Origin of the sequence: Qipengyuania rhodophyticola, from assembly GCF_042493225.1 — a bacterium.
Lineage (GTDB): Bacteria > Pseudomonadota > Alphaproteobacteria > Sphingomonadales > Sphingomonadaceae > Erythrobacter.
The window spans coordinates 294,051-316,717 of sequence record NZ_CP170454.1 but is presented as its reverse complement, the minus strand read 5'-3'; the positions used below and the strand labels follow the sequence as shown (position 1 = coordinate 316,717).

7 protein-coding genes are annotated in these 22,667 nt (G+C 57.3%); 6 read left to right on the top strand and 1 reads right to left on the bottom strand.

Features of this window, described 5'->3' with window-relative positions:
• The first annotated feature begins 49 nt into the window (after nt 1-49).
• The 5 genes from ACFCXQ_RS01405 to ACFCXQ_RS01385 all read left to right on the top strand — a co-directional run bounded on the left by ACFCXQ_RS01405 (nt 50) and on the right by ACFCXQ_RS01385 (nt 19,956).
• A complete protein-coding gene (locus tag ACFCXQ_RS01405; protein WP_379552360.1) occupies nt 50-2,728 on the top strand; it encodes a DEAD/DEAH box helicase family protein in 2,679 nt (892 codons plus the stop codon).
• Between the two features lie 63 nt (nt 2,729-2,791).
• A complete protein-coding gene (locus ACFCXQ_RS01400) occupies nt 2,792-3,469 on the top strand; it encodes a Fe2+-dependent dioxygenase (RefSeq protein WP_379552358.1) in 678 nt (225 codons plus the stop codon).
• 49 nt (nt 3,470-3,518) lie between these two features.
• Nucleotides 3,519-5,102 (top strand): alpha/beta fold hydrolase, encoded by a 1,584-nt coding sequence (locus ACFCXQ_RS01395; RefSeq protein ID WP_379552356.1) that lies wholly within the window; start codon nt 3,519-3,521, stop codon nt 5,100-5,102.
• A gap of 143 nt (nt 5,103-5,245) precedes the next feature.
• Nucleotides 5,246-6,427, top strand: a complete 1,182-nt coding sequence (locus ACFCXQ_RS01390; protein WP_379552354.1) for a TIGR03032 family protein — start codon at nt 5,246-5,248, stop codon at nt 6,425-6,427.
• 119 nt (nt 6,428-6,546) lie between these two features.
• The gene (locus tag ACFCXQ_RS01385; protein WP_379552352.1) at nt 6,547-19,956 is read left to right on the top strand and encodes a hypothetical protein; all 13,410 of its coding nucleotides are present in this window, start codon (nt 6,547-6,549) and stop codon (nt 19,954-19,956) included.
• 175 nt (nt 19,957-20,131) lie between these two features.
• On the opposite strand, the gene ACFCXQ_RS01380 is transcribed toward ACFCXQ_RS01385, so the two are convergent.
• On the bottom strand, nt 20,132-20,386 hold the full coding sequence (locus ACFCXQ_RS01380) for a hypothetical protein (protein WP_379552350.1): 255 nt from the start codon (nt 20,384-20,386) through the stop codon (nt 20,132-20,134).
• A gap of 107 nt (nt 20,387-20,493) precedes the next feature.
• Here ACFCXQ_RS01380 and ACFCXQ_RS01375 point away from each other — a divergent pair, with 107 nt between their 5' ends.
• Nucleotides 20,494-22,365: an ABC-F family ATP-binding cassette domain-containing protein gene (locus ACFCXQ_RS01375; protein ID WP_379552348.1), complete on the top strand. Its 1,872-nt coding sequence runs from the start codon at nt 20,494-20,496 to the stop codon at nt 22,363-22,365.
• Nucleotides 22,366-22,667: the final 302 nt, after the last annotated feature.

The following is a 22,667-nucleotide window of genomic DNA, read 5'->3' as shown; positions in this document are numbered from 1 at the left end:
TTCAGTGATCAGCCATTGCTTGCGACATAATCAAATGTAGACAAGCCTCATGCTTGAGCGAATGCGATTTTCCGGGACGTGGCGTGACTATCAGGCCCGCGTCTTAAACGAAATCGACGATCATCTCGATGATGGTCGCTTGCATGTGGTTGCAGCGCCTGGCGCCGGTAAGACAATATTGGGCCTCGAAATCGTCCGGCGGCTCGGTCAGCGGGCGCTGATCTTCGCGCCCAGTCTGGCAATCCGCGACCAATGGCGAGACCGCCTGACACCGCTGTTTATGCCGCAGCTTCCGACAGATGAAGACATCTCGCGGGATTTATCGGACCCGCGAGCGCTAACCTTGGCAACTTATCAATCACTCGACAGCTACCGGCGCTCGGACGAGCTCACAGCGTTGATCACCACGCTCAATCAGCATGGCCCGCTGACGCTCGTGCTGGATGAAGCACATCACCTTCGCCGAAGCTGGTGGGAGTGTCTCGACAGGCTTTCGCGTGAATTGAACGGTGTGAAGATTGTCGCGCTGACCGCTACCCCGCCTTATGATGCTAGTCTGGCTGAGTGGCGGCGATACGAAGAGCTATGCGGCCCGATTGATCTGGAAATCGGCATTCCTGAACTGGTGCGCAATAATGATCTTTGCCCGCATCAGGATCATCTCATCTTGTCGGAGCCGACCGAGGACGCACTGGCTTTGTTGGAGCGTCGTCGCAAAGCGGTAAGCGATCTCAATGTTGATTTGCGAGGCGATAATGACTTGCTTGAATGGCTCGAGCGCCATCCATGGCTGACCGATACTGAGGCGCATGTTCCGGATATCCTTGATGCGCCCGAAATGCTCTCCGCTGTTCTAGTGCTTTTGGGCTCAGTAGGGCGCAAGCTGCCCAAGCGCCCCTTACGTTTACTTGGAGTGTCGGCCCGCGATGTCCCGATGCCATCGCAGTTCTGGTTGGAACGTCTGCTCGATGGGCTTGTGTTCCGGCACAAGGATGTTTTCCCACTTGAGCGAGAGAAGCACAAAGCGCTCGAAAACCGGTTGCATCGTAGCGGTCTGATCGAGGGCAAGCGCGTGCGGTTGGGCCATACGCGCTCTGTGTTCCGCTTGCTCGCAGCCAGCCTCGCCAAGCTGGAGAGTATCGAGACTATCGCGAGAGCCGAGCAAGCCTCGCTAGGCGATAAACTGCGCATGGTTATACTGTCCGATCACATTCGCGCGGGCGAGCTGCCACGAAACGCAGAGCATGCCTTTAAGCCCGCCAAGCTTGGTGTGATCCCGATCTTTGAGAGCTTGCGGCGGGCAGGGGTTGAGGCGGACCGACTGGCTGTCCTAACAGGGAGCCTCGTCATCATTCCTCAGGCAGCTTTGACTAGCATGGCTGAGGTCATCACCGACCTTGGATTTGAGGCCGAGACCTTCCGACACAAGCCGATGTCTGCATGCCCTGGTCAGATGGAACTGCGCGCTTCTGGCGCCAGCAATGCAGATCTGATCCGCGTGATCACAGCGCTCTTTATGCGCGGCGACATCCGCATTTTGGTAGGGACCCAATCGCTTCTTGGGCAGGGGTGGGATGCGCCCGCTCTGAATAGCCTTGTGCTGGCGAGCAACACGGCATCTTTCATGTTGTCCAATCAGATGCGCGGGCGCGCAATTCGTATCAATCCTGATGATCCGAACAAAGTCGCCAACATTTGGCACCTTGCCACCATAGAGCCCGAGACGAATGGTCTGATCGAAGCGGTCTCGGCGCGATTTGATTGGGGCGCTTTGAATGATGGCGGCGGCGCAAATTCCGACATTGGCGTGATCGCGCGCCGCTTCAAAGCGTTTGAAGGAATTTCCAATGGAACCTCCGAGCTGATTGAAAGCGGGCTTGGCCGTCTGGCGCTCGATTCTAGCCACAGCATCGCGGCGCAAAACCAATCGACCTTGATACTGGCGGCGGCGCGGGACGATACAGAAGCGAAGTGGAAACAATCACTCAGGCAGGGAACTTCCCGTTCTAGAGTGCGAGAAACCACCGCCTCAAACTACACGCCGCGCGCGCTCAGTACATCGGATACGCTCCACTCTCTGGTCTGGACTGCGACTGGAAGCGGCGCTCTTGCGGCGGCTAATGAGCTGCGCGGGCTGGCCTCATTTGAAGGGCTAGGCTTGCTGGCAATGGGGGCGGCTGGCGCGGCAACTCTGGCGAGTTTACCACGGCTTTTCAAGGCAGGGCGGCTGGCGTGGCGCAATGGTTCACTGGAAAGCAGTTTGAACGAGGTCGCGAGCGCAGTTCTGCAAGGTCTCGCCTCGGCGGACGTTATATCAGCTTCTCAGGCCGCCAGCGCGAAAATCGCTGTCCGCTCCAGCATTGATGGGCGCAAAGACATTGTGATCACGGGCGTTAGCCGCGCAACTGAGCGGCAGGTAATGCGGGCAATCGCAGAGGTTCTCGGCCCGGTTCAGAACCCGCGCTATTTGCTGGTGCGCAAGTCGTGGTTTGGATTGCGTTGGCTGACCTTACGGCGACGCACAGATTTTCACGCAGTGCCTCACGCGTTGGGCGGACAAAAGGAAAACGCCGAGGCCTTTGCGCAGATTTGGCGCGACACAGTTGGCCGCTCGGCGCTGGTGTTCACCCGAAATGCGGAAGGCCGCCAGACATTGCTCCATGCCCGCATGCGATCTTTCGCAGCCGGGTTCCAGCGCAGCGTTGATCGAAGGTCAGCATGGCTTTGACCCTTGCGCTTCGCTATCAATCCAATCAGCATCCCTCTGCCCGCAATTTGAGAAGTATTTTCAATGATTCTGAGTATTCCAGCCATCCCAGATCCCGCCCAATTGGAAGCCTTGGGCGAGCTCGTTAGCGCGCTTGAATGGCGCGATGGGCGCGAGACGGCGGGGGAGACTGCCAAGCGCGTTAAGCGCAATGAGCAAGCGGTTATGAGCGAGCCAGCTGGGCAGGCCGTCCGTGAATTCATTTTGCCCAAAATTGTCGATAGCCCCATTGTCAAGGCAGCAGCCCGGCCTCGCAGGTTCTCGCACATCATGCTCAGCAAGACCGCTGATGGGGGCTTTTACGGCCCGCATGTCGACAATGCGCTGATGGGAGATAGCGAAACCCGGATGCGGAGCGATATCTCGTTCACCCTGTTTCTAACCGATCCAAGTGATTATGATGGCGGCGAGCTGGTGGTCCATTCTGCAGGCGGATCACAATCGATCAAGCCTCCGGCGGGACATTTGGTGCTCTACCCTTCCTCTAGCATTCACGAGGTTAGGCCAGTCACGCGCGGCGAGAGAATTGTCTGCGTCGGCTGGATCGAGAGTTTGATCTCTGATCAAACACAGCGAGAGCTGCTGTTTGATTTGGAGCGCAGCCGCAAAGCGCTGCGAGCTAGCCTGCCGAAAGGTACAGACGGGCTGCTATTGTTGGACAAGACGATCGCTAATCTTCAGCGCATGTGGACCAAACCTTGAGCGTATCTATTGTATTACTAGGAACTCAGCTTGTGCTGGAGGGGGACAAGTGACGATTCAGATCAGCACAATCGGCCCGTTTGAGATCAGCCGTGCAGGCGAGCCTATTCCTCTGCCTTCCTCACGCAAGACTCGCGCTTTGCTTGCTTACCTCGCCATTTCAGGCACGCGGCATACGCGCCGCTCCTTGTGCGAATTGTTTTGGGACAGCACTGACGATCCGCTGGCCGGATTGCGCTGGTCGCTTTCGAAATTGCGCGGTTTGATCAATGTTGATGGTATAGAGGTGTTGAAGGCTGATCGGGAGACCGTTTGGTTCGACCCAGGCCTGGCAACTTTCGACAAAGACCGCTTGAATCAGCTCGCCAATCAACCTGGTATTGAGCAAAAAGAAGCGGACGAAATCTGGAAGGAAACAACAGGCCTCCCGTTGGAGGGCTGCGAACTGCCCAATCAATCCAATTACATGATTTGGGTTGAGAGCTACCGGCGCGACTATGGCCGCTTGCGCGGCGGGGTCGCCAAAAGATTTGCAAGAGACGAAAGCCTCAATTGGCAAACCCGCGATAAGTGGGCCGAACGCTGGCTCAGAATATCGCCCTATTCGCGCGGGGCGGCAGCGGCAGCGCATAGAAGCAAATATTTTGCCGCAGGACGGCCTGCCGCGACAGGCCTCGCAGGGCATTTAACAAAGACCTTTCGCGAAGCGGGTATCGAACCGCCGGAGTTTACTATTGATCCGGTGGCGGAACAGGAGACCAGCGAGCGGACAATGATTGCTCCAGCGGAGCAGCAAATCCGCTTTGTTGATGGTCAGGACGGGGTGAGTATAGCCTGGGCGAGCGTGGGTAGGCCTGAGAATCCCCCGCTAGTGAAGGCCGCAAATTGGCTCAATCATCTCGAGCTGGATTGGGATGCGCCAATTTGGAGCCCATTATTTAAGCAGCTTTCAAAAACCCATCATTTCATTCGCTATGATGAGCGCGGTTGCGGTCTGTCAGACTGGGACGTTGACGAAATCAGTTTCGAAAAATTCGTTGAGGATCTTGACCAAGTCGTTGATGCAGCAGGCCTTGACCGGTTTCCGTTGCTCGGCATTAGCCAAGGTGCAGCTGTGTCGATCAGATACGCAGCGCTCTATCCAGAGCGCGTTTCAAAGCTGATCCTGTTTGGCGCATATGACCAGGGCTGGCGGCACACCGCGACGGCTGATCAGGTGCGTGAACGCGAGGCTGTGATGGTGCTGACTGAAACAGGATGGGGCATGGATAACCCTGCCTACCGTCACGTCTTTTCCCGCACTTTCATGCCCGATGCCAGTGCTGACGAGCTCGATTGGTTTGACGAGTTTCAACGGCTGACCACCAGCTCTGAGAATGCGCTGCGTTTCCTTGAGGCGTTTGCAACCATCGATGTGCGCGCAGACCTTGCCAAAGTGCAGTGCCCCACCTTGGTTGTGCATAGCCGGGGCGATATGCGCATTCCGTTTTCGACGGGGCGCTCGATCGCGGTTCAAATTCCCAATGCGCGGATCGCCAGCGTCGATAGCAATAATCACTTATTGCTTGGGCGCGAGAAGGCTTCAATTCAGTTCGTCGACTTGGTCCGGAATTTCCTCAGCGAGCCCGAATGACGCGCAATTAAAACGCATATACGTGAAAATACCACGGTATTTCTGCAAATAACGACGATTGTTACAACGTTCACTCCAACGCTTGCATGCCATTGCTGACCTTTCTGGGGGTCGCATCTTGACCCGCATTGAAAGGGTCAAACATGCAGAAAACCAAATCCAAGTCTACGCCCAAGTCGAAACCAGAGCCTGCGCAAGCAACCGCGCCAGCCGCACCTGCGCCAGCTCAGCCTCAGCGTGTCACACCAAGTCAGGCGCCCGCTAAGGAGCCCAAAGCTGAGTATTCGCTTTCAGGCGGAATGATCCGGCGGCTTCACGGGATGAATGCCTCGCTCGCATTCACTTCTTACCAGTCGGGCCTTCTCTATATGCTCGGCAGCAATGCGCAGGGTAAGGCTCAGTTACATCAGTCAGGCATGCCCAAGCCCATGGGGCTGTGCGCGGATGGCAATGGACGGCTGGTCTTGTCGGCAGGCGCGCAGATCATGCGGCTTGAGAATGTGCTCGAGCCTGATCAGCGGATCAATCAGACATATGATGCCTGCTTCATGCCGCGCATCAATTATGTGACGGGTCAGCTCGACGCGCATGACGTGGGCGCGTTGGAGAACGGCGATATCGTCTTCGTCAACACGCGCTACAATTGTCTGGCCAAAACCTCGCCTAGGCATTCTTTTGAGCCGATTTGGAAGCCCGATTTCATCAGCGATGTCGTTGATGAGGATCGCTGTCACCTGAACGGTCTTGCCATGCGCGATGGCAAGCCTGCCTTTGTGACCGCTGTATCCAAATCCGACACCATTGATGGTTGGCGCGATCGCCGGGCCGATGGCGGCGTGGTGATCGATGTTGAGAAGAATACAGTCATTTGCGAGGGGCTCTCCATGCCGCATTCCCCGCGCTGGCATGATGGCAAGCTGTGGGTGCTGAACGCTGGCACGGGCGAGCTGGGCTATGTCCAAATGCCAAGGGGCAAAGCGAAAATGGGCAAGTTTAAGCCTGTCGCCTTCTGCCCCGGTTTCCTGCGCGGTCTATCCTTCCACGATGGCTTTGCCTTCGTCGGTCTATCGCGCCCGCGCTACAAACGGTTCGAGGGTCTCGAGCTCGATCAGCGGCTCAAGGACACCGATAGCGAGCCGTGGTGCGGGGTTCAGGTGATTGATCTGAAGTCGGGCAACTGTGTCGACTGGTTCCGCATCGATGGCGACATTGGCGAGCTTTACGATATCGAGCTGGTCGAGGGCTTCCGCTGCCCGATGACCGTCTCGCCAACATCGCAAGATGCCGCGACGCTCATCACCTTCGCGCCCATGCAGAAAACCTAAACCAACTCAAGCAGGTGGGCACTGGTGTCTGCCTGCTCCCGGCGTCTCCATACCCCGATTTGAGACGCCGGGAACCTTTTCAGAACTAAGCAATCCAACCGGATAACTTTGAGGCTACCATGGCAAAGCAAAACGATACGCAGAACACCGACAACACGCTGAACGAGACGGCTCGTGGTTCGGAGAACTTCCTGCGTTGGAGCACCTCCGCGATGCTGCGCGGTGGGCGCGTGACGAAGTTCAAAGGCATTGCAGCAAGTTATTCACCTGAGCTTGGTCTGGTCTCTTCTGGATCAGGCACTGTGGCAGACGGCGGGCGAGGATCGACGACCCTTTCTCTTGCCCGTCGTTTGTTACGCTGGTCAGCCGCGCCGGTTGCTTTGCTGGCCGCGCAGTCACCTGCGCTTGCGCAAGATGCATGTGTGGAAGGCACGCCGAACAATTTTGTGTGCGAAGACAATGGCGGTCCAGCGACGGTTGAGCAGGACCTGTCTGGTGATGGCGGCGATGTGGTCGTGACAATCGAAGACGGCTTTGCAGTCGACACTAGCGTTGGCGGTGGCGATGGCATCAATATCAGTGCTGCAAATTCAGTTGTCATCACGCAGTCGAGTGGCTCCAGCTCGATTATTGGCAGCGGTTTCGGTATCGATGCGTATGGCATCTATAACGGCATCGACATCACCACGGGCGGTGACGTGACCGGCCTGGGCAGCGACGGGATTTATGCCGAGAACAATACCTCTGGCGACATCGCCATTGATAGCCGCGCCGGAGCAGTAACCGGAGCCGGGACTGGTATTTACGCGGACAACAATAGCACGGGCAGCATATCTGTAACTACTGGGGATGTGACCGGCGAAGGCAGCGCCGGCATTTATGCGCATAATGATGGTGTAGCAATTACCATCGACAGCAGCGCTGGGACGGTGATTGGCTCTTACAACGGCATTTATACAAGAAACTATGGCTCGGGCGACACCACAATCACATCCGCAAATGTCACCGGTTCAACAAATAACGGCATATATGCACGCAATTATTATGGCTCTGGCGCTCTCACTATCGACAGCACCGCGGGTGCGGTAACCGCTGGTGAGAACGGCATAGGAGTGATCAATGAAGGCATTGGCGACACCACAATCACAACAGCCGATGTCGATGGCGAGGGCGGCGATGGCATTGACGCTAGAAACTCCGGCTCTGGCAGCGATATCATCATTGACACCACCGCTGGCCCGGTAACAGGTAGCCAAAACGGCATCGATGCGGTCAATAGCGGATCTGGCTTAACCAGAATCACCACAGCCGACGTCACTGGAGAAGCTGGCGATGGCATCAATGCCCGCAACGAGGCCAGCGCCACTGATCTCATCATCGACAGCACCGCTGGCGCGGTGACCGGCAGCACAAATGGCATCGATGTCTCCAACGAAGGCACTGGTGACACCAGGATCACCACTGCGGATGTTACCGCGTCAAACGACGTTGGTATTTATGCGCTCCAGTCCAATTCTGACCTTATCATTGATAGCAGCGCAGGCGCGGTAAGCGGCTACTATGCGGGCATAATCACCCGAAACACTGGCGCGGGCAGCACAGCGATCACCACGGGCGATGTAACGGCCAGCGGCGGGAATGGCATTTTCTCAACGAACTACGGCGTTGACCTGAGCATTGATAGCAGCGCAGGCACGGTCAGCGGCACCGCTAATGGCATTCGTGCAAGAAATTACGGCACGGGTGATCTTTCGGTCACCACAGCTGGGGTCACGGGCCAGGGCGGCAATGGCATTTACGCCACTAATGAAGCGGCTGCTAGCAACCTCACTATCGACAGCAGCGCAGGCGCGGTAACAGGCAGCCAAAACGGCATCCGCTCGCGCAACAATGGCACCGGCGACACCTCAATCACCACCGGCGACGTCGATGGCGAAGCAGGCAATGGCATCTACGTGGATAACGAGAGGTCAGCGGGCAATCTCACCATTGATACGACCGCAGGCGCTGTCAGCGGTGGCGACCGTGGCATCGATGCGAGCCAGAGGAGCATTGGCACCACAACAATCACAACCGGCGATGTCACCAGTCAAAACGATGTGGGTTTTCGCGTTGCTACAGCCACCGGGTCAGGGACCGTCCTGATTGATACGAGTGGCGGCGTAGTGAGTGGGGGCAATGGCGGTATCTCGCTCTACACATCAACTACGTCCTCCGATGGGGCGACGCTCATCACCGGAGATGTGACCGCCGCTACTGGCACTGGCATCGATGCTAGACTGAGAGGTGAACTGGGGACAGGGGCTGACCTTACTATCGATACAACCGCCGGGTCTGTCATTGGTGGTGGCAGCGGCATAATCGCGGAGAAGCAAGCGAGCGATGGTGGGCTTTATCTCACCACCGCAGATGTTGATGGCGAGGGGGGCGATGGCATTCGTGTGTTACACAGCTCTGGCGATCGCGGAGTGTTCATTGATACGGTTGCTGGCGAGGTTTCCGGCAGTGTCAATGGTATCTTCGCGGACAACATTAGCGGCGCCACGTCGATTACAACCGCTAATGTCGACGGTGAAGGCGGCAATGGCATTGACGTCCTGAATCGTGTCGCAGCTGGCGACCTCACTATCGATAGCAGCGCGGGCGCTGTGCTTGGCGATGATAATGGGATTTTCGCGCGCAACTATGGCACTGGCAGCACCACAATCACCACCGCAGGCGTTACCGGAACGATGGATGACGGCATCGATGCTTACAACAGATCTGGTACGGTCGATCTCACTATCGACAGCAGCGCGGGAGCGGTGACGGGCGGCGAGCGTGGAATTTTTGTACGCAACTATGGCACTGGCACCACCACGATCACCACCGCCGATGTGACGGGCTCCACAGGCTACGGCATCTATGCGGATTCAGGTGAAAGCGGCAGCGGTCTTTCGATTGATAGCACGGCCGGCGCTGTTTTTGGCGGCACTGCCGGGATTGTCGCTGACCATCGAAGCTATGGCGGTTTATCAGTCATCACGGGCGATGTGACCGGCGATACTGATGATGGGATTGACTCAAGTCTCGTCGAAGTAGGCGATGCTCACACAATCGACACCACCGCGGGCACAGTCACCGGCGCCCTTAACGGCATTGACGCTTCTACAGACGGAGATACTGGTATCGTCCCACAAACGACGATCACCACGGCTGATGTAATCGGCACAAATGGCGACGGCATCTATGTGGAGGTCACAGGGAATGCAGGCGACCTCACGATCGACAGCAGCGCTGGTGCAGTCTCCGGCGGCGAGACCGGGATTGACGCACGCAATTATGGGACAGGCGATACTGTCATCACCACGGGTGATGTCACGGGCACCAACTCCGATGGTGTCTATGTTTACAATACCTTCACAGCCGGGTCCCTCACGATTGACACAAGCGCCGGTGCGGTTTCAGGCGGTGACGACGGGATCCAGGGCATTCACTTTGGCTTTGGCGATCTTACGATCACGACTGCCGATGTTAGCGGCTCGGGCGATGACGGTATCTTCGCGCGCAGCAATTATGGTGATATCAGCATCGACAGCACCGCAGGCACAGTGTCCGGCGCGCGAGATGGCATCGACGTCATTCACTATGATCAATCTTTTGGAGGCTACTCTATTGCCATCACGACCGCTGATGTGACCGCAGCAGATGGAGACGGCATCAGAGTGGAGAACGAATACGGCTCTGGCGACATCAGCATCGATTCAAGCGCTGGCGCCGTTACTGGCAGCAATAACGGCATCTACACTTACAATCGCGGCTATGAATCGCCCACTACCATCACCACAGGCGATGTCACTGGACAAAGTGGTTCGGGTATTGTCGCTGGTACATATGGCATAGGTGCCTATGGCGCTGGCGGAATTGCAATCGACAGTTCGGCAGGCGATGTCACCGGTGCGACTTACGGCATTGAGGCCACCAATAAAGCTCTTGGTGATCTTTCGATCACCACTGCGGATGTGACCGGCCAGTCAGCAGCGGGTATTCTTGCAAGAAACGCCAACGCGTCGACGGGCGATCTGACTATCGACAGCAGCGCAGGTGCGGTGTCTGGCATTTACGGCGGAATTGATGCGCAGAACAATGGAGCCGGCTCCACCAACATCACCACAGGCGATGTAAGCTCCTACGGTGAAGCTGGCGATGCGGTTGAAGCGGTGAATGAGGGCGAAAACCTTGTCATCGATACAACGGCGGGGCGCGTTTACGCCTATGATGCTACAGGGATTTTGGCGACCAACACTGGCACTGGCATCACCAGCATCACGACAGGCGAGGTCTATTCTCAAACAGGCGGAGACGCGATCCGCGTCAGCCACTCAGGCAGCGATGTAGCGGTCAACACCACGGCTGGTTCGGTCACTGCTGGCGGGCGAAATTCAGCCGGTATCGTTGTCACGAATTCTGGCAGTGGCAACACTATCATCACCACCGGCGATGTATCTGGTGGCTACATTGATGGCCCTGCGCCTGGTTTCGCTCAAGGGATCTCTGCCACAAATCAGGCTGCCTCTGGCGACCTTACCATCGACAGTACCTCAGGCGATGTGGCGGGTGAAAACGAAGGCATCCGGGCCACGAACAACGGCACGGGTGACACGATCATCCGGACCGGCAATGTGAGCGGCGGCAGCATCGGTATCGTTGCTATCAACACCAATGCCGATGCGATCTCTGGCGACCTCACAATCGACAGCTCGGCTGGCTCTGTGACCGGCAGCTATCGGGGGATCTTGGTTGATCATTACGGTACAGGAGATATCTCGGTCACTACAGCTGATGTGTCAGCCACCGACGGTGACGCCGTCAATGTTAACGACAGTGGTGAGGAAGGCGCTGGCGTTGACGTCACCATCGACACCGCTCAGGGCACCGTCACGGGTGGTCGCGATGGCATCTATGCCGCGAACTCCGGCACTGGCGATCTCTCGATCACTACCGCTGACGTCACAGGTACGGTTGGCGATGGCATTGCAGCACGCAATCAAGACTCCACTACAGGCAACCTCATCATTGATAGCTCGGCGGGCACCGTGATGGGCGCAGATAGTGGCATCCAAGCCCGCAACCAAGGCACGGGCGCGGTCACGATCACTACGGCAGCGGTTACCGGCCAATCCAGCAACGGCGTGGATGTCATCAACGATATCATCGGTGGTGAGCTGATCCTCGACACCAGCGCGGGCGCGGTCGAAGGCGCTCAAAACGGCATTCGCGCGCGCAATTATGGCGACGAGCAAAACGCGACCATTACGACCGCTGACGTTACCGGCCTTGCGGCCGACGGCATCAATGTGCGCGACGATGGCGAGGCCGGCAACGGCGCTGACATCACAATCAACACCACTCTTGGCACCGTGACCGGCGCTGAGGATGGGATTGACGCCTTCAACTTCGACACTGGTGACCTCTCGATCACAACAGGAGCCGTATCTGGCGGCTCCGGCTATGGCATTAGTGCGATCAATCAAGGGCCGGGTACTGGCGATCTGATTATTGACACCAGTGCAGGCGCGGTGACAAGCGGCGGCGGGGGCATTGAAGCCCGCAATTATGGGTCTGGCACCACCACGATCACGACTGGCGGTGTCGATGGCGAGGGCAACTATGCCATCTATGCCTATTCGGGCGCTTCGACGACTGACCTCACGATTAACACCGCCGGGGGGCAGGTAACGGGCCGATCCTCAGGTATCACGGCGCGCGCTTACGGCACTGGCAATACTACTATCACGACTGGCGATGTTTCCTCTGACTACGGCGGCGCTGTGGTCGCATACAATAGCGGCCAGGACATCACCATCGACACGACAGCTGGCGAAGTGAACGGCGACAGTTTCGGGGTCTATCTGCGGAATGATGGCTCAGGTGACGCGGCAATTACGACCGGCAATGTCACCGCCAGCGATATCGATGGTGTTTACGCTTACACCGGTTTCGGTTCCGGCTCGCTAACCATCGATACCAGCGCGGGTGCTGTATCGGGCGGCGATGACGGCATTGAGGTGTTCCACTTCAGCTATGATGATCTGTCGATCACGACCGCTGATGCAAGCGGCGGCGAAGACGGGATCTCCGTTCTCAGCTATGGCGATGTCACCATCAACAGTGTGGCTGGCACGGTAAGCGGCGATACCACTGGCATTGACGTTGATATAGACGGTGAGGGCGGCGAGGCGAACGTCGCCATCACTACCGCCGATGTGACCAGTTCGGCTGGCGACGGCATCAATGTCGATACGGCCTATGGCTCTGGCTCTGTCATGATCGATTCCAGCGCTGGTGCGATAACCGGCGCCAATCGCGGCATTTACGCCTTCAGTCGCGCCTATGCCGAAAATCAATCGACCACAATCGTAACGGCTGATGTCACAGGCCAGACTGGCGCAGGCATCCTCGTTCGTGAATATGGCGAAGCAGGCTACGGTGCAGGCGATATCACGATCAAGACCGTTGCGGGCACCGTTTCCGGCGCCACCGACGCGATTGATGCTGAAAACAGAGGCGTCGGCGATCTTTCAATAACCACTGCCAATGTTAATAGTGGAAATGTCGGTATCGTGGCAGAAAACTTCGCCAGTACTGGCGCTCTTACAGTTGATAGCTCTGCGGGCACCGTTGATGCGACGTTCAACGGTATCATTGCCCGGAATGAAGGGAATGGCTCGACTGAAATTACCACTGGGGACGTATTCGCAAGAGAGGGAAGCGGAGAAGGTCCTGGTATCGGCATTCTTGCGACCAACGGCTCGGCCGCGCAGGATCTTGTCATTGATAGCTCAGCTGGCAGCGTGACGAGCAACAACACCGGGATTTATGCGAATAATCGCGGCCAAGGTGCGCTCTCGATTACATCGGGTGCGATTGACAGCACGGTCGGCAATGGAGTTTTCACGCGAAATAGCGGTACCGATCTCACCGTAAACACCACGGCGGGCGCGGTAACAGCGGCCGGAAGCGGCATTCGCGCTACCAACTATGGCAGCGGCAATACTGCGATCACAGCGGCTGATGTTACTGGCATTTCGGATGATGGCATTAACGCGCGCAATTTCGCAACGGCTGGCGATCTCACGATTGATACGGTCTCAGGCGCGGTCAGCGGCGGTACTTACGGTGTCAATGCCTCCAACGGCGGAAGCGGCGTTTTGTCGATCACCACCGCCAATGTCTCAGGCTCCTATGGCGACGGGATTAGGACAAGGAACTTTGGTACCGACGTTTTGATCGATACAACCGCGGGAACGGTTAGCGGCCAAGGAAATGGCATTCGCGCCGAGAACGAAGGCACTGGCATCACCTCGGTTGTGACGGGTGATGTGACCGGCCTGACGCGCTTCGGGATTGACGCGAGCGATGATGGCGAAGGCACTTACGGCAGTGACCTTATTGTCAATTCCACTGCGGGCAGCGTCACAGGAGCTGTCGGTGGGATCACCGCTGACAATCGCGGCACAGGCGATCTTTCGATCACCACTGCCGATGTCACCGCCACAAATGGTGACGCCATCAGAGCGCAGAACTTTGACGCCAATGCCGGAACGATCAGCATTGATACGACAGCGGGCGTTGTCACGGGCGCTTCTGACGGTATCGATGTCGACAACAATGGCACAGGTGTCACAAGAATTACGACAGCTGATGTCATAGGTGGCGATGATGCGATCTTGGTTAGGAGCGAGGGCACCGATGTCTTTCTTGACACCACCGCTGGCACCGTCAGCGGAACTCGCGGCATCGTTGCCCTGCTTAACAATTCCGCAGGTCTAACGTCGATCATCACTGGTGATGTCACAAGCGTCGATGATGCTGCAATCACTGTGACGACTAGCGGCACTGACCTCATCGTCGACACGTCGGCGGGGGCTGTTACGAATTCAGGCACAGGAACATATGTGTCTGGGATAGATGCATTCAATGGCGGCACCGGCAGCACTGTTGTGACCACCGCCAATGTCTCTAGCGAGAATGGCTTCGCTGTGGGCGTGTCTAACGGTTTTGATGCAACCGACCTTACCATCAACACCGCCGCGGGCGCGGTGAGCGGCGGCACTGATGGCGTCAGCGCAACCAATAATGGTACAGGCGCCACGACCATCACCACAGCTGATGTTACTGGCACTGCTGGTTATGGCATCTATGCTCGCAATGCCGGAACGGCTGGCGATCTTACAATCGACACAACCGCGGGCGCAGTCGTGGCAGGCAATGATGGGATTTATGTCCGGAACGAAGGCACCGGAAGCACCACTATCACGACCGGCGATGTGACCGCTGGCGGGGATTTTGGTGTCCGCGCTTACAGCTATGGCATTGACCTCATCATCGACACCACGGCTGGTACAGTCACAGCTGCCGATGATGACGCAATTTACGCCAGAAACTACGGCACAGGCGAAGTCGTTATCACGACCGCGGCGCTCACGGGGGGTGACTACGGCGTTTACGCGTATAATTCTGACGAGGGCACTAACCTTACCATAGACACCCGCGCAGGCGCTGTGTTTGGCGATTTTGAAGGAATCGAAGGTGACAATGACGGATCAGGCTCGCTGACAATCATCACCGCTGATGTCACGGGTGCGGGCGATGAAGGTATTGAGGCTTTCAATGACGGCGCTGACCTTACAATCAACACCTCTTACGGCAGCGTATTGGGCGAAGGCACAGGCGTCTTTGCGCGCAACCGGGGCTCGGGTGCTCTTTCGATCACCACCGCTGATGTAACCGGTGAAGAGCAGCACGGTATCGAAGCTGAAAATGACGGCGGTACTGATTTGATCATCAACACTGTCGCGGGCGTCGTTACTGGCGGCGAAAACGGCATTCTGGCTGAAAACTTAGGTACGGGTGCCCTATCGATCACGACGGCTGATGTCACCGGCACTGGCGTTGATTTCAACGGCATTGATGCGCGCAACGAGGGCACTGACCTTGTGATCGACAGTAGCGCTGGTGCGGTAACTGGCGTGCAGAATGGCATTAACGCGCTGAACAATGGCACCGGCGATACTTTGATCACGACGGCTGATGTTACTGGCACCGCTGGTGACGGTATCTTTTCGCGCAACGCCGAGACAGCCGGCGATACAACGATCAATACGACTGCGGGCGCTGTAACAGGCGGTCAGGACGGCATTGACGTTGCACACAATTTTGTAGGCTCAATTTCGATCACGACAGCAAACGTCACCGGCGCAGACACCGCAATCTCGGCAAATGTGGCCAATGGCGACCTTGTGATTGATACAAGCGCGGGCGCAGTCAGCGGCGGACAAGCCGGTATTGCAGCAAACAACACTGGGCCGGGCTCGACTTCGATCATCACTGGCGTCGTGAGTTCTGAAAATGGTGACGGCATGAATGTCACTACCGATGCTGCATCTGACTCGCTGGTCATTGACACCAGCGCAGGCGCAGTCATGGGCGGCAATCGCGGTATTTACGCAAATCACGCTGGCTCTGGCGATCTGACGATCACCGTCGGCAATGTGACGGGCGAGAGCGCTGAAGGCATTCTGGCTTCGACCGCGCAAGATAGTGCGAATATTATCCTGACCGGCGGGACCGGCGTAGAGAGCAATGTGGTCGGCGCGACCACAGGTATCGCGCTGAGCACGCAAGGCGCAGACATCACTGTGTCTGGTCTCGACAGTGTGACGGGCCAAGCGGGCGACGGGCTTAACCTGGTATCAAACGGCGGCGATATTGCGGTCACTGATATCGGCACGGTCACGGGCCTTGGCGGAAACGGTATCTTTGCCGATGCGGATAGTGGCAACATCACTATCGACAATGTCGGTTTTGATGGCGGGATCACCGCGACGGGCGGCATCGCAATTGCAGCCTATGCTGACAATGGCGGGAGCGTGACCATTGGCACCTCAGGCGTAGTTTCTGGCGAGACTTACGGCGTTGATGGCTCTGCCTCAGGTGATGTGACTATCGACACCACCAATTACGGTGTGACGGGCGCAATCGGTGTCCGCGCGGTGAACAGCGGCGCTGGCGCTACCAGTGTGACCACGGCTGATGTGACGGGCACTGGCGGTGAGGGTATCACGGCCTCGGCGGCTGGTACTGATCTGCTGGTCAATACAGTCGCGGGAACGATCACCGGCGTTACTGACGGTATCGTTGCCAGCAATACTGGCACCGGCATTACAACAGTTACGACAGCCAATGTGACCGGCACTACCGGTGATGGTATTGACGCTAATACTGCGGGCAATGGCCTGAGCATCGATAGCAGTGCTGGCGCGGTCACCGGCGGTCAATCCGGCATCAGTGCTGTCAGCTATGGCAGCGGCACGCTCTCGATCACGACTGGTGATGTCACCGGTGAGGTTCGCAGCGGTGTCTACGCATTGAACGATGCAGAAGACGGCGACCTTGTGATTAACACGGTCGCAGGTGATGTCAGCGGCGGTATTGCAGGGATTGAGGCATTCCAGTCTGGTTATGGCACTGGCTCGCTATCGATCACTGCGGCCAATGTGACTGGCGGCCAAGCGGGCATCAATGCTACCAATTATGGCAATGAGCTGAGCATCGACAGCACAGCTGGCGCAGTTGTTGGCGGGCGTGATGGTATCTTCGCCTCCAATGTCAGCTCATCACAGGGTAATCTGACGATTGTGACCGGCGATGTGACCGGCACAAGCGGCACTGGCATTTACGCCACTGAAAGCGGCGAGGGCGCCGGAACAGCCGGGGCAGATATCACCATTGACAGCACTCTTGGTACAGTCACTGGCGGCACCGATGGTATTTACGCTCGCAATATTGAGACAGGCGATCTGACGATCACCACTGCTGGTGTTACTGGCTCTTCGGGTCAAGGCATTGACGCTCAAAATGCGGCGGGCACCGGCGACTTGGCGATTGATAGCTCTGCGGGCAGTGTCTCTGGCGCTATCTCAGGCATTCTGGCGCGCAATAGCGGGACTGGTCTCACTTCGGTCGTGGCAGCTGATGTGACAGGCACGGAAGGTGCTGGGATCGACGCGAGCACAGCAGCGAGCGCGGGTGATCTCTCGATTGACAGCTCTGCAGGCACAGTCACTGGCGCGACCAACGGCATCAATGCAGATAATGACGGCACGGGCGAGCTGATCCTCACCACGGCCGACATCATCGGCGAAGCCGGCGACGGCATCGCGGCGGATAATGCTGGCACGAACCTTGCGATTGACAGCAGCGCTGGCAGCGTAAGCGGCGGCGCTAATGGTATCGCAGCGGTCAATAACGGCAGCGGTTCGCTTTCTGTCACTGCGGCCAACGCGACTGGCACTGAGGGCGCAGGCATTAGCGCAAGCAATGCAGCGTCTGGTACAGATCTGGCAATTGATAGCTCAGCAGGCACCGTCACTGGCGCCACCGCAGGTATCTTCGCTGATCAGCTTAGCGCAGGCGGGGTCACCATGCTGGTGGACCAAGTGACCGGCGCGGTTGGGATCGACAGCAATGCGACCTCGGGTGACACTGTGATCACATTGGGCTCCACCGCAGTGGTCACCGGCACGAGCGGCTTCGGCATTGATGCGCGATCAACCGGCGGCAATGTCACGGTGCAGGGTTCCTCGGGCAGCGTCATTGGCGCGACTGACGGCATTTATGTGCGCCCAACCACTGGCGACATCACGATCAGCACGATTGATCTGGTCGAAGGCCAGGCAGGCGATGGCCTCGATCTGCTTACGCAGGGCGGCAATATCACTGTCACTGACATTGGCGCGATCATTGGCACAGGCGGCAATGGCGTTGCAGCCAATGCCAATGGCGGCGTGGTCGATGTGCAAACTGCTGGCGATATCACCGGTTCGATTGCTGGCGTTGCGGCCACCACCACCGGTGCAGGCACGATCAACCTTAGCGTTGGCGGCACAACAAGCGGCACGCAGAACGGTCTGGACGTTGCAACAGGCGGCGGCGCGGTGACCATCAACAATAGCGGCAACCTGTCTGGCGGGGACTTCGCGGTTCTTGCAAGCGGACCGGAGACTGGCTCGATCACACTGGATAACTCTGGCACGCTTTCCAGCGCGATCCAGTTTGCCGCAGCTGATGATAGCTTCACCAATAGCGGCACCTTTGCAGCTGCGGGTACCAGCGACTTTGGTGATGGCGATGACACGCTTGTAAACACGGGCACAATCGCAGCCACCGGGGCGGTTCAGTTTGACCGGCTTGAGACGCTTCAGTCAGGCGGCACGCTGTCGCTGGCCGATGGCGCTGCAACCGGCACCTTCACCACTTCGGGCGATTTCGTGGGCACAGGCGGCGATATTGTCTTGGATGTCGATTTTGCCGCAAGCACTTCCGATCAGCTGATCATCGGAGGCGCGGCAACGGGCACGACTACGATTGCGCTCAACGCAATCAGCTCAGGGTTCAGCTTCAATCAGGACTTTGTGGTTGTCCAAGCGGGCGCGGGTACAGAAGCAACCGCTTTTGTTCTCGGCGATGGTCAGCAGATCACTCCATTCCTCAATGCAGACCTCAGCTTTGATGCTGCCGCAAACACTTTCTCATTCGAAGTCATCTTGAGTGAACGCGTGTTTGAAGGCACCAAGATCGCTGAGAATGCGCAGGCGCTGTGGTATCGCAGCGCAGATGCATGGGCTGACCAGCGCGTTAACTCTCGTGCGAACGAGAGCGCTGGAGAAGGTACACCTGTCTGGGTGGTTGCTTACGGCGCATCCGCTAATCGGGAAGAGACTTTCCGCGATCGGGCTGGCCTTGGCCTCAATGATGCGGCGCTTGATTACTCGCAGGACTTCTTCGGCCTCCAAGGCGGCGCCGATTATGCGCTGGGCGATGCCTTTACACTGGGCGTCACAGGCGGCTTCCTCAGCTCAACTGCGCGTCAGGATGAGAACGGCAACCGGATCAATTTTGACACGCTCAACATTGGTCTGTCAGCCTCTTATGCGGCGGGCTCGTTCTTTGCAGATGCTCTGGTCAAGTTTGACAGCATCTCTGGCGATTTGTCTGACCCGACGGGTGCAGGCTTCAACGGAACGCTTGATGGGCAGGCCTTTGGCCTTCGTGCGCAAGCAGGGTATCGCTTTGGCGATGACAGCTTCTATGTTGAGCCGAACGCTGCCTTTGATCTCCAAAAGACTAATCTTGATGATCTGGTGATCGAGGCTCAAACCTTTGTCTTCGACAATGTGAACGGCGCCCGCGGGACCGCTGGCATCCGCTTTGGCGGTGAAAGCAAGACCGCAAGCGGCGCTAACATCGGCTACTATCTCGGTACCAATCTGGTGCATGAGTTCGATGGCAAAGCCGATGTTCGCTTCCTCATCAATGACGGAGAGATCGGTTTCCAGAACAACCCGATTGATACGTACGGCAATCTGGAAGCGGGCATCTCGGTCGATAATGGTGGGCCGCTTTCCGGCTTCCTCCAAGTCGAGAGCGATCTGTCTAAAGACTATCAGAGCTTCGGCGGTAAAGTTGGGGTGAAGCTCAAGTTCTAACGGTTACGTGTGCCGTCACACCATGGTTCAGCGGTGCAAGCCACTGAGAGAAAATCGCTCTTTCTTCCCGTAGGGGCTATGGTTGGCGGCGCATCAAAGAGGCACGCTGCGCCCTCCCGCGGCGTGCCTCCCCGGTGCTTTATGGTCAGTAAAAGAGGGGACTCAGCGGCTAACGCTATCCCGCGGACGCTATTATATCCATGAAGTTGCGCGCCGCTTCCCGTTCGGCCTCTTCCTCAAAGGCTACATCTAGTTCGGGCGCCGCATCCAGAATATGCAGCAGGCTCCAAAGGGCAAACCGCTTTCCAGAGTCCTTCTCAAGCCCAAAATCGACCAGCATGCGGTCGGTCGCCATCGGGATCGCGTTAACTTGCACCTCGGCGAGATCAGTGGTGCCAAAATAGCGTTGCAGCAGGTTTTCCATATCCATGCTTGCCGCGCTACGCTTCTCGCGCGGCGATGCAAGTGCTCAATCAAATTGCTCGCCTTGCATTAAAGCCATTGGGCCGCGCCGCTTGAGTTGCTAGGGGCGCGTCCATGCTAACAATTGATGATGTCACTGTTCGGCTGGGCGGCCGCCCTATCCTTGAAGGCGCAAGTGCGGCAATTCCGCAGGGCGCGCGGGTAGGGCTGATCGGCCGCAATGGCGGTGGCAAATCGACTTTGATGAAGGCGATCATCGGCGAGATTGAGCCCGACGAAGGCGCGATCCTGAAATCATCGAAGCTCAGTCTGGGCTATATCGCACAAGATGCGCCGAGCGGGTCGATCACCCCCGAGGAGATCGTGCTCGCCGCAGATGTAGAGCGTGCGCAATTGCTCAAAGAGGCCGAGACTTGCACCGACATGGATCGGCTAGGCGATGTGCATGATCGCTTGCTTGCAATCGACGCTTACAGCGCACCTTCGCGTGCAGCGCGGATTTTGACGGGGCTTGGTTTCGACGAAACAATGCAGCGCCAACCACTCGACAGCTTCTCCGGCGGTTGGAAAATGCGAGTGGCATTGGGCGCACTGCTGTTTTCAGAACCCGATGTGCTGCTTTTGGATGAGCCGTCGAACCACCTCGATTTGGAGGCAACGCTTTGGCTCGAGAATTTTCTGAAGAGCTATCCGGCAACATTGCTGCTGATCAGTCACGAACGTGACCTCCTCAACAAAGTAGCCGATCACATCCTGCATTTACAGGGCGGTAGGCTGACGCTTTATCCGGGCAGTTATGACAGCTTTGAAAAGCAGCGGGCGGAGCGCGCTGCGCAGCTAGCCTCGGCGAAAGCCTCGCAGGACGCACAGCGGGCGAGGCTGGAGGATTATGTCGCGCGCAACAGCGCCCGTGCATCCACCGCCAAACAAGCGCAATCGCGGGCAAAAATGCTGGCCAAGATGCAACCGATTGCAGCGCTTATGGAAGATCCATCGCTCAGCTTTGACTTCCCCAATCCTGGTGAGCTCAAGCCACCAATGATCACCATGGATATGGCTGCAGTTGGGTACGAAGCGGATACTCCGATACTCCAGCGGGTTAGCATGCGGATTGAGCCCGATGACCGGATCGCGCTGCTCGGGCGCAATGGCAATGGCAAGACCACGCTGGCCAGGCTGCTGGCTGCGCAGCTTCCGCTGATGCACGGTGAGGTCAACGCGCCTGGCCGAATGAAGGTTGGCTATTTCACACAATATCAGGTGGAAGAGCTCGCCGGTGACGAAACCCCGCTTGAGCATATGAACCGGGCAATGGAAGGCAAACCGCAATCCGCCATACGCGAGCAATTGGGACGCTTCGGATTTTCTGGAAGTCTCGCGACAAGCAAAGTGGGTAAATTGTCGGGCGGCGAACGTGCGCGTCTCGCGCTGGCATTGGTGACGCGCGATGCGCCCCATCTGCTGATTTTAGATGAGCCGACAAACCACCTTGATGTCGATGCGCGAGAGGCCTTGGTGCAAGCGCTTAACGATTATTCCGGTGCGGTGATCCTGATCAGTCACGATCGCCATATGGTGGAACTTAGCGCTGACCGGCTTGTGTTGGTCGATCAGGGGACTGCAAAAGAATATGCCGGAAGCATGCAGGACTATATCAACCTTGTTCTGGGTCTAAGCCAGCCAAAGAAGGAACGCGGGGCTAAGTCCACCAAAGCGGGTCGTGGAAAATCGGCCAAGGATCGCGCTGAGCACAGGGCATTGAAGGCCGAGATCGCTGGTCTCGAGAAAAAAATGGCGAAATTGCAATCCGAACGCACCGAAATTGATCGGGCAATGTATGAGCCTGCTAATGCATCAGCTGGGACGACTAACTTGCCCATGAGCGAGCTTATGGCTCGGAGGGCGCGCTTGACAGATCAGCTTGATGAAGCAGAAGCCGAATGGCTTTCTCTCAGTGAGCGGCTGGAGCAGTTGGAGCGCGGCTAGGCGCGCTCTTGGATACATCCGCAATCAGCTGCGGAATATCTTGCTGAATCAGAAGAAAATGGCGGAGACGGAGGTGGCAAGTAGGCTGATGCAACCACTTGTGGTTTAACGGGAATACGGGGCGTTTGGAGGGCTCTTTACCACAATTGCTCCCCGGCTTCCCTGAATTGCGATTTGAGCCTCCGATTTTGAGTAACTTTTGGCTGAGTATCACAAGATTTTGGAGACGTAGAATATGTCCCGTACGGGAAAGCGCTCCCTCCATAGCCGCTCTTCGAGCACCAAATATCCCTTTCGGGAAA

Coding starts and splice junctions, on each gene's coding strand:
- ACFCXQ_RS01380 (WP_379552350.1), bottom strand. CDS start 20,386: ATGGATATGGAAAACCTGCTGCAACGCTATTTTGGCACCACTGATCTC.
- ACFCXQ_RS01405 (WP_379552360.1), top strand. CDS start 50: ATGCTTGAGCGAATGCGATTTTCCGGGACGTGGCGTGACTATCAGGCC.
- ACFCXQ_RS01385 (WP_379552352.1), top strand. CDS start 6,547: ATGGCAAAGCAAAACGATACGCAGAACACCGACAACACGCTGAACGAG.
- ACFCXQ_RS01375 (WP_379552348.1), top strand. CDS start 20,494: ATGCTAACAATTGATGATGTCACTGTTCGGCTGGGCGGCCGCCCTATC.
- ACFCXQ_RS01400 (WP_379552358.1), top strand. CDS start 2,792: ATGATTCTGAGTATTCCAGCCATCCCAGATCCCGCCCAATTGGAAGCC.
- ACFCXQ_RS01390 (WP_379552354.1), top strand. CDS start 5,246: ATGCAGAAAACCAAATCCAAGTCTACGCCCAAGTCGAAACCAGAGCCT.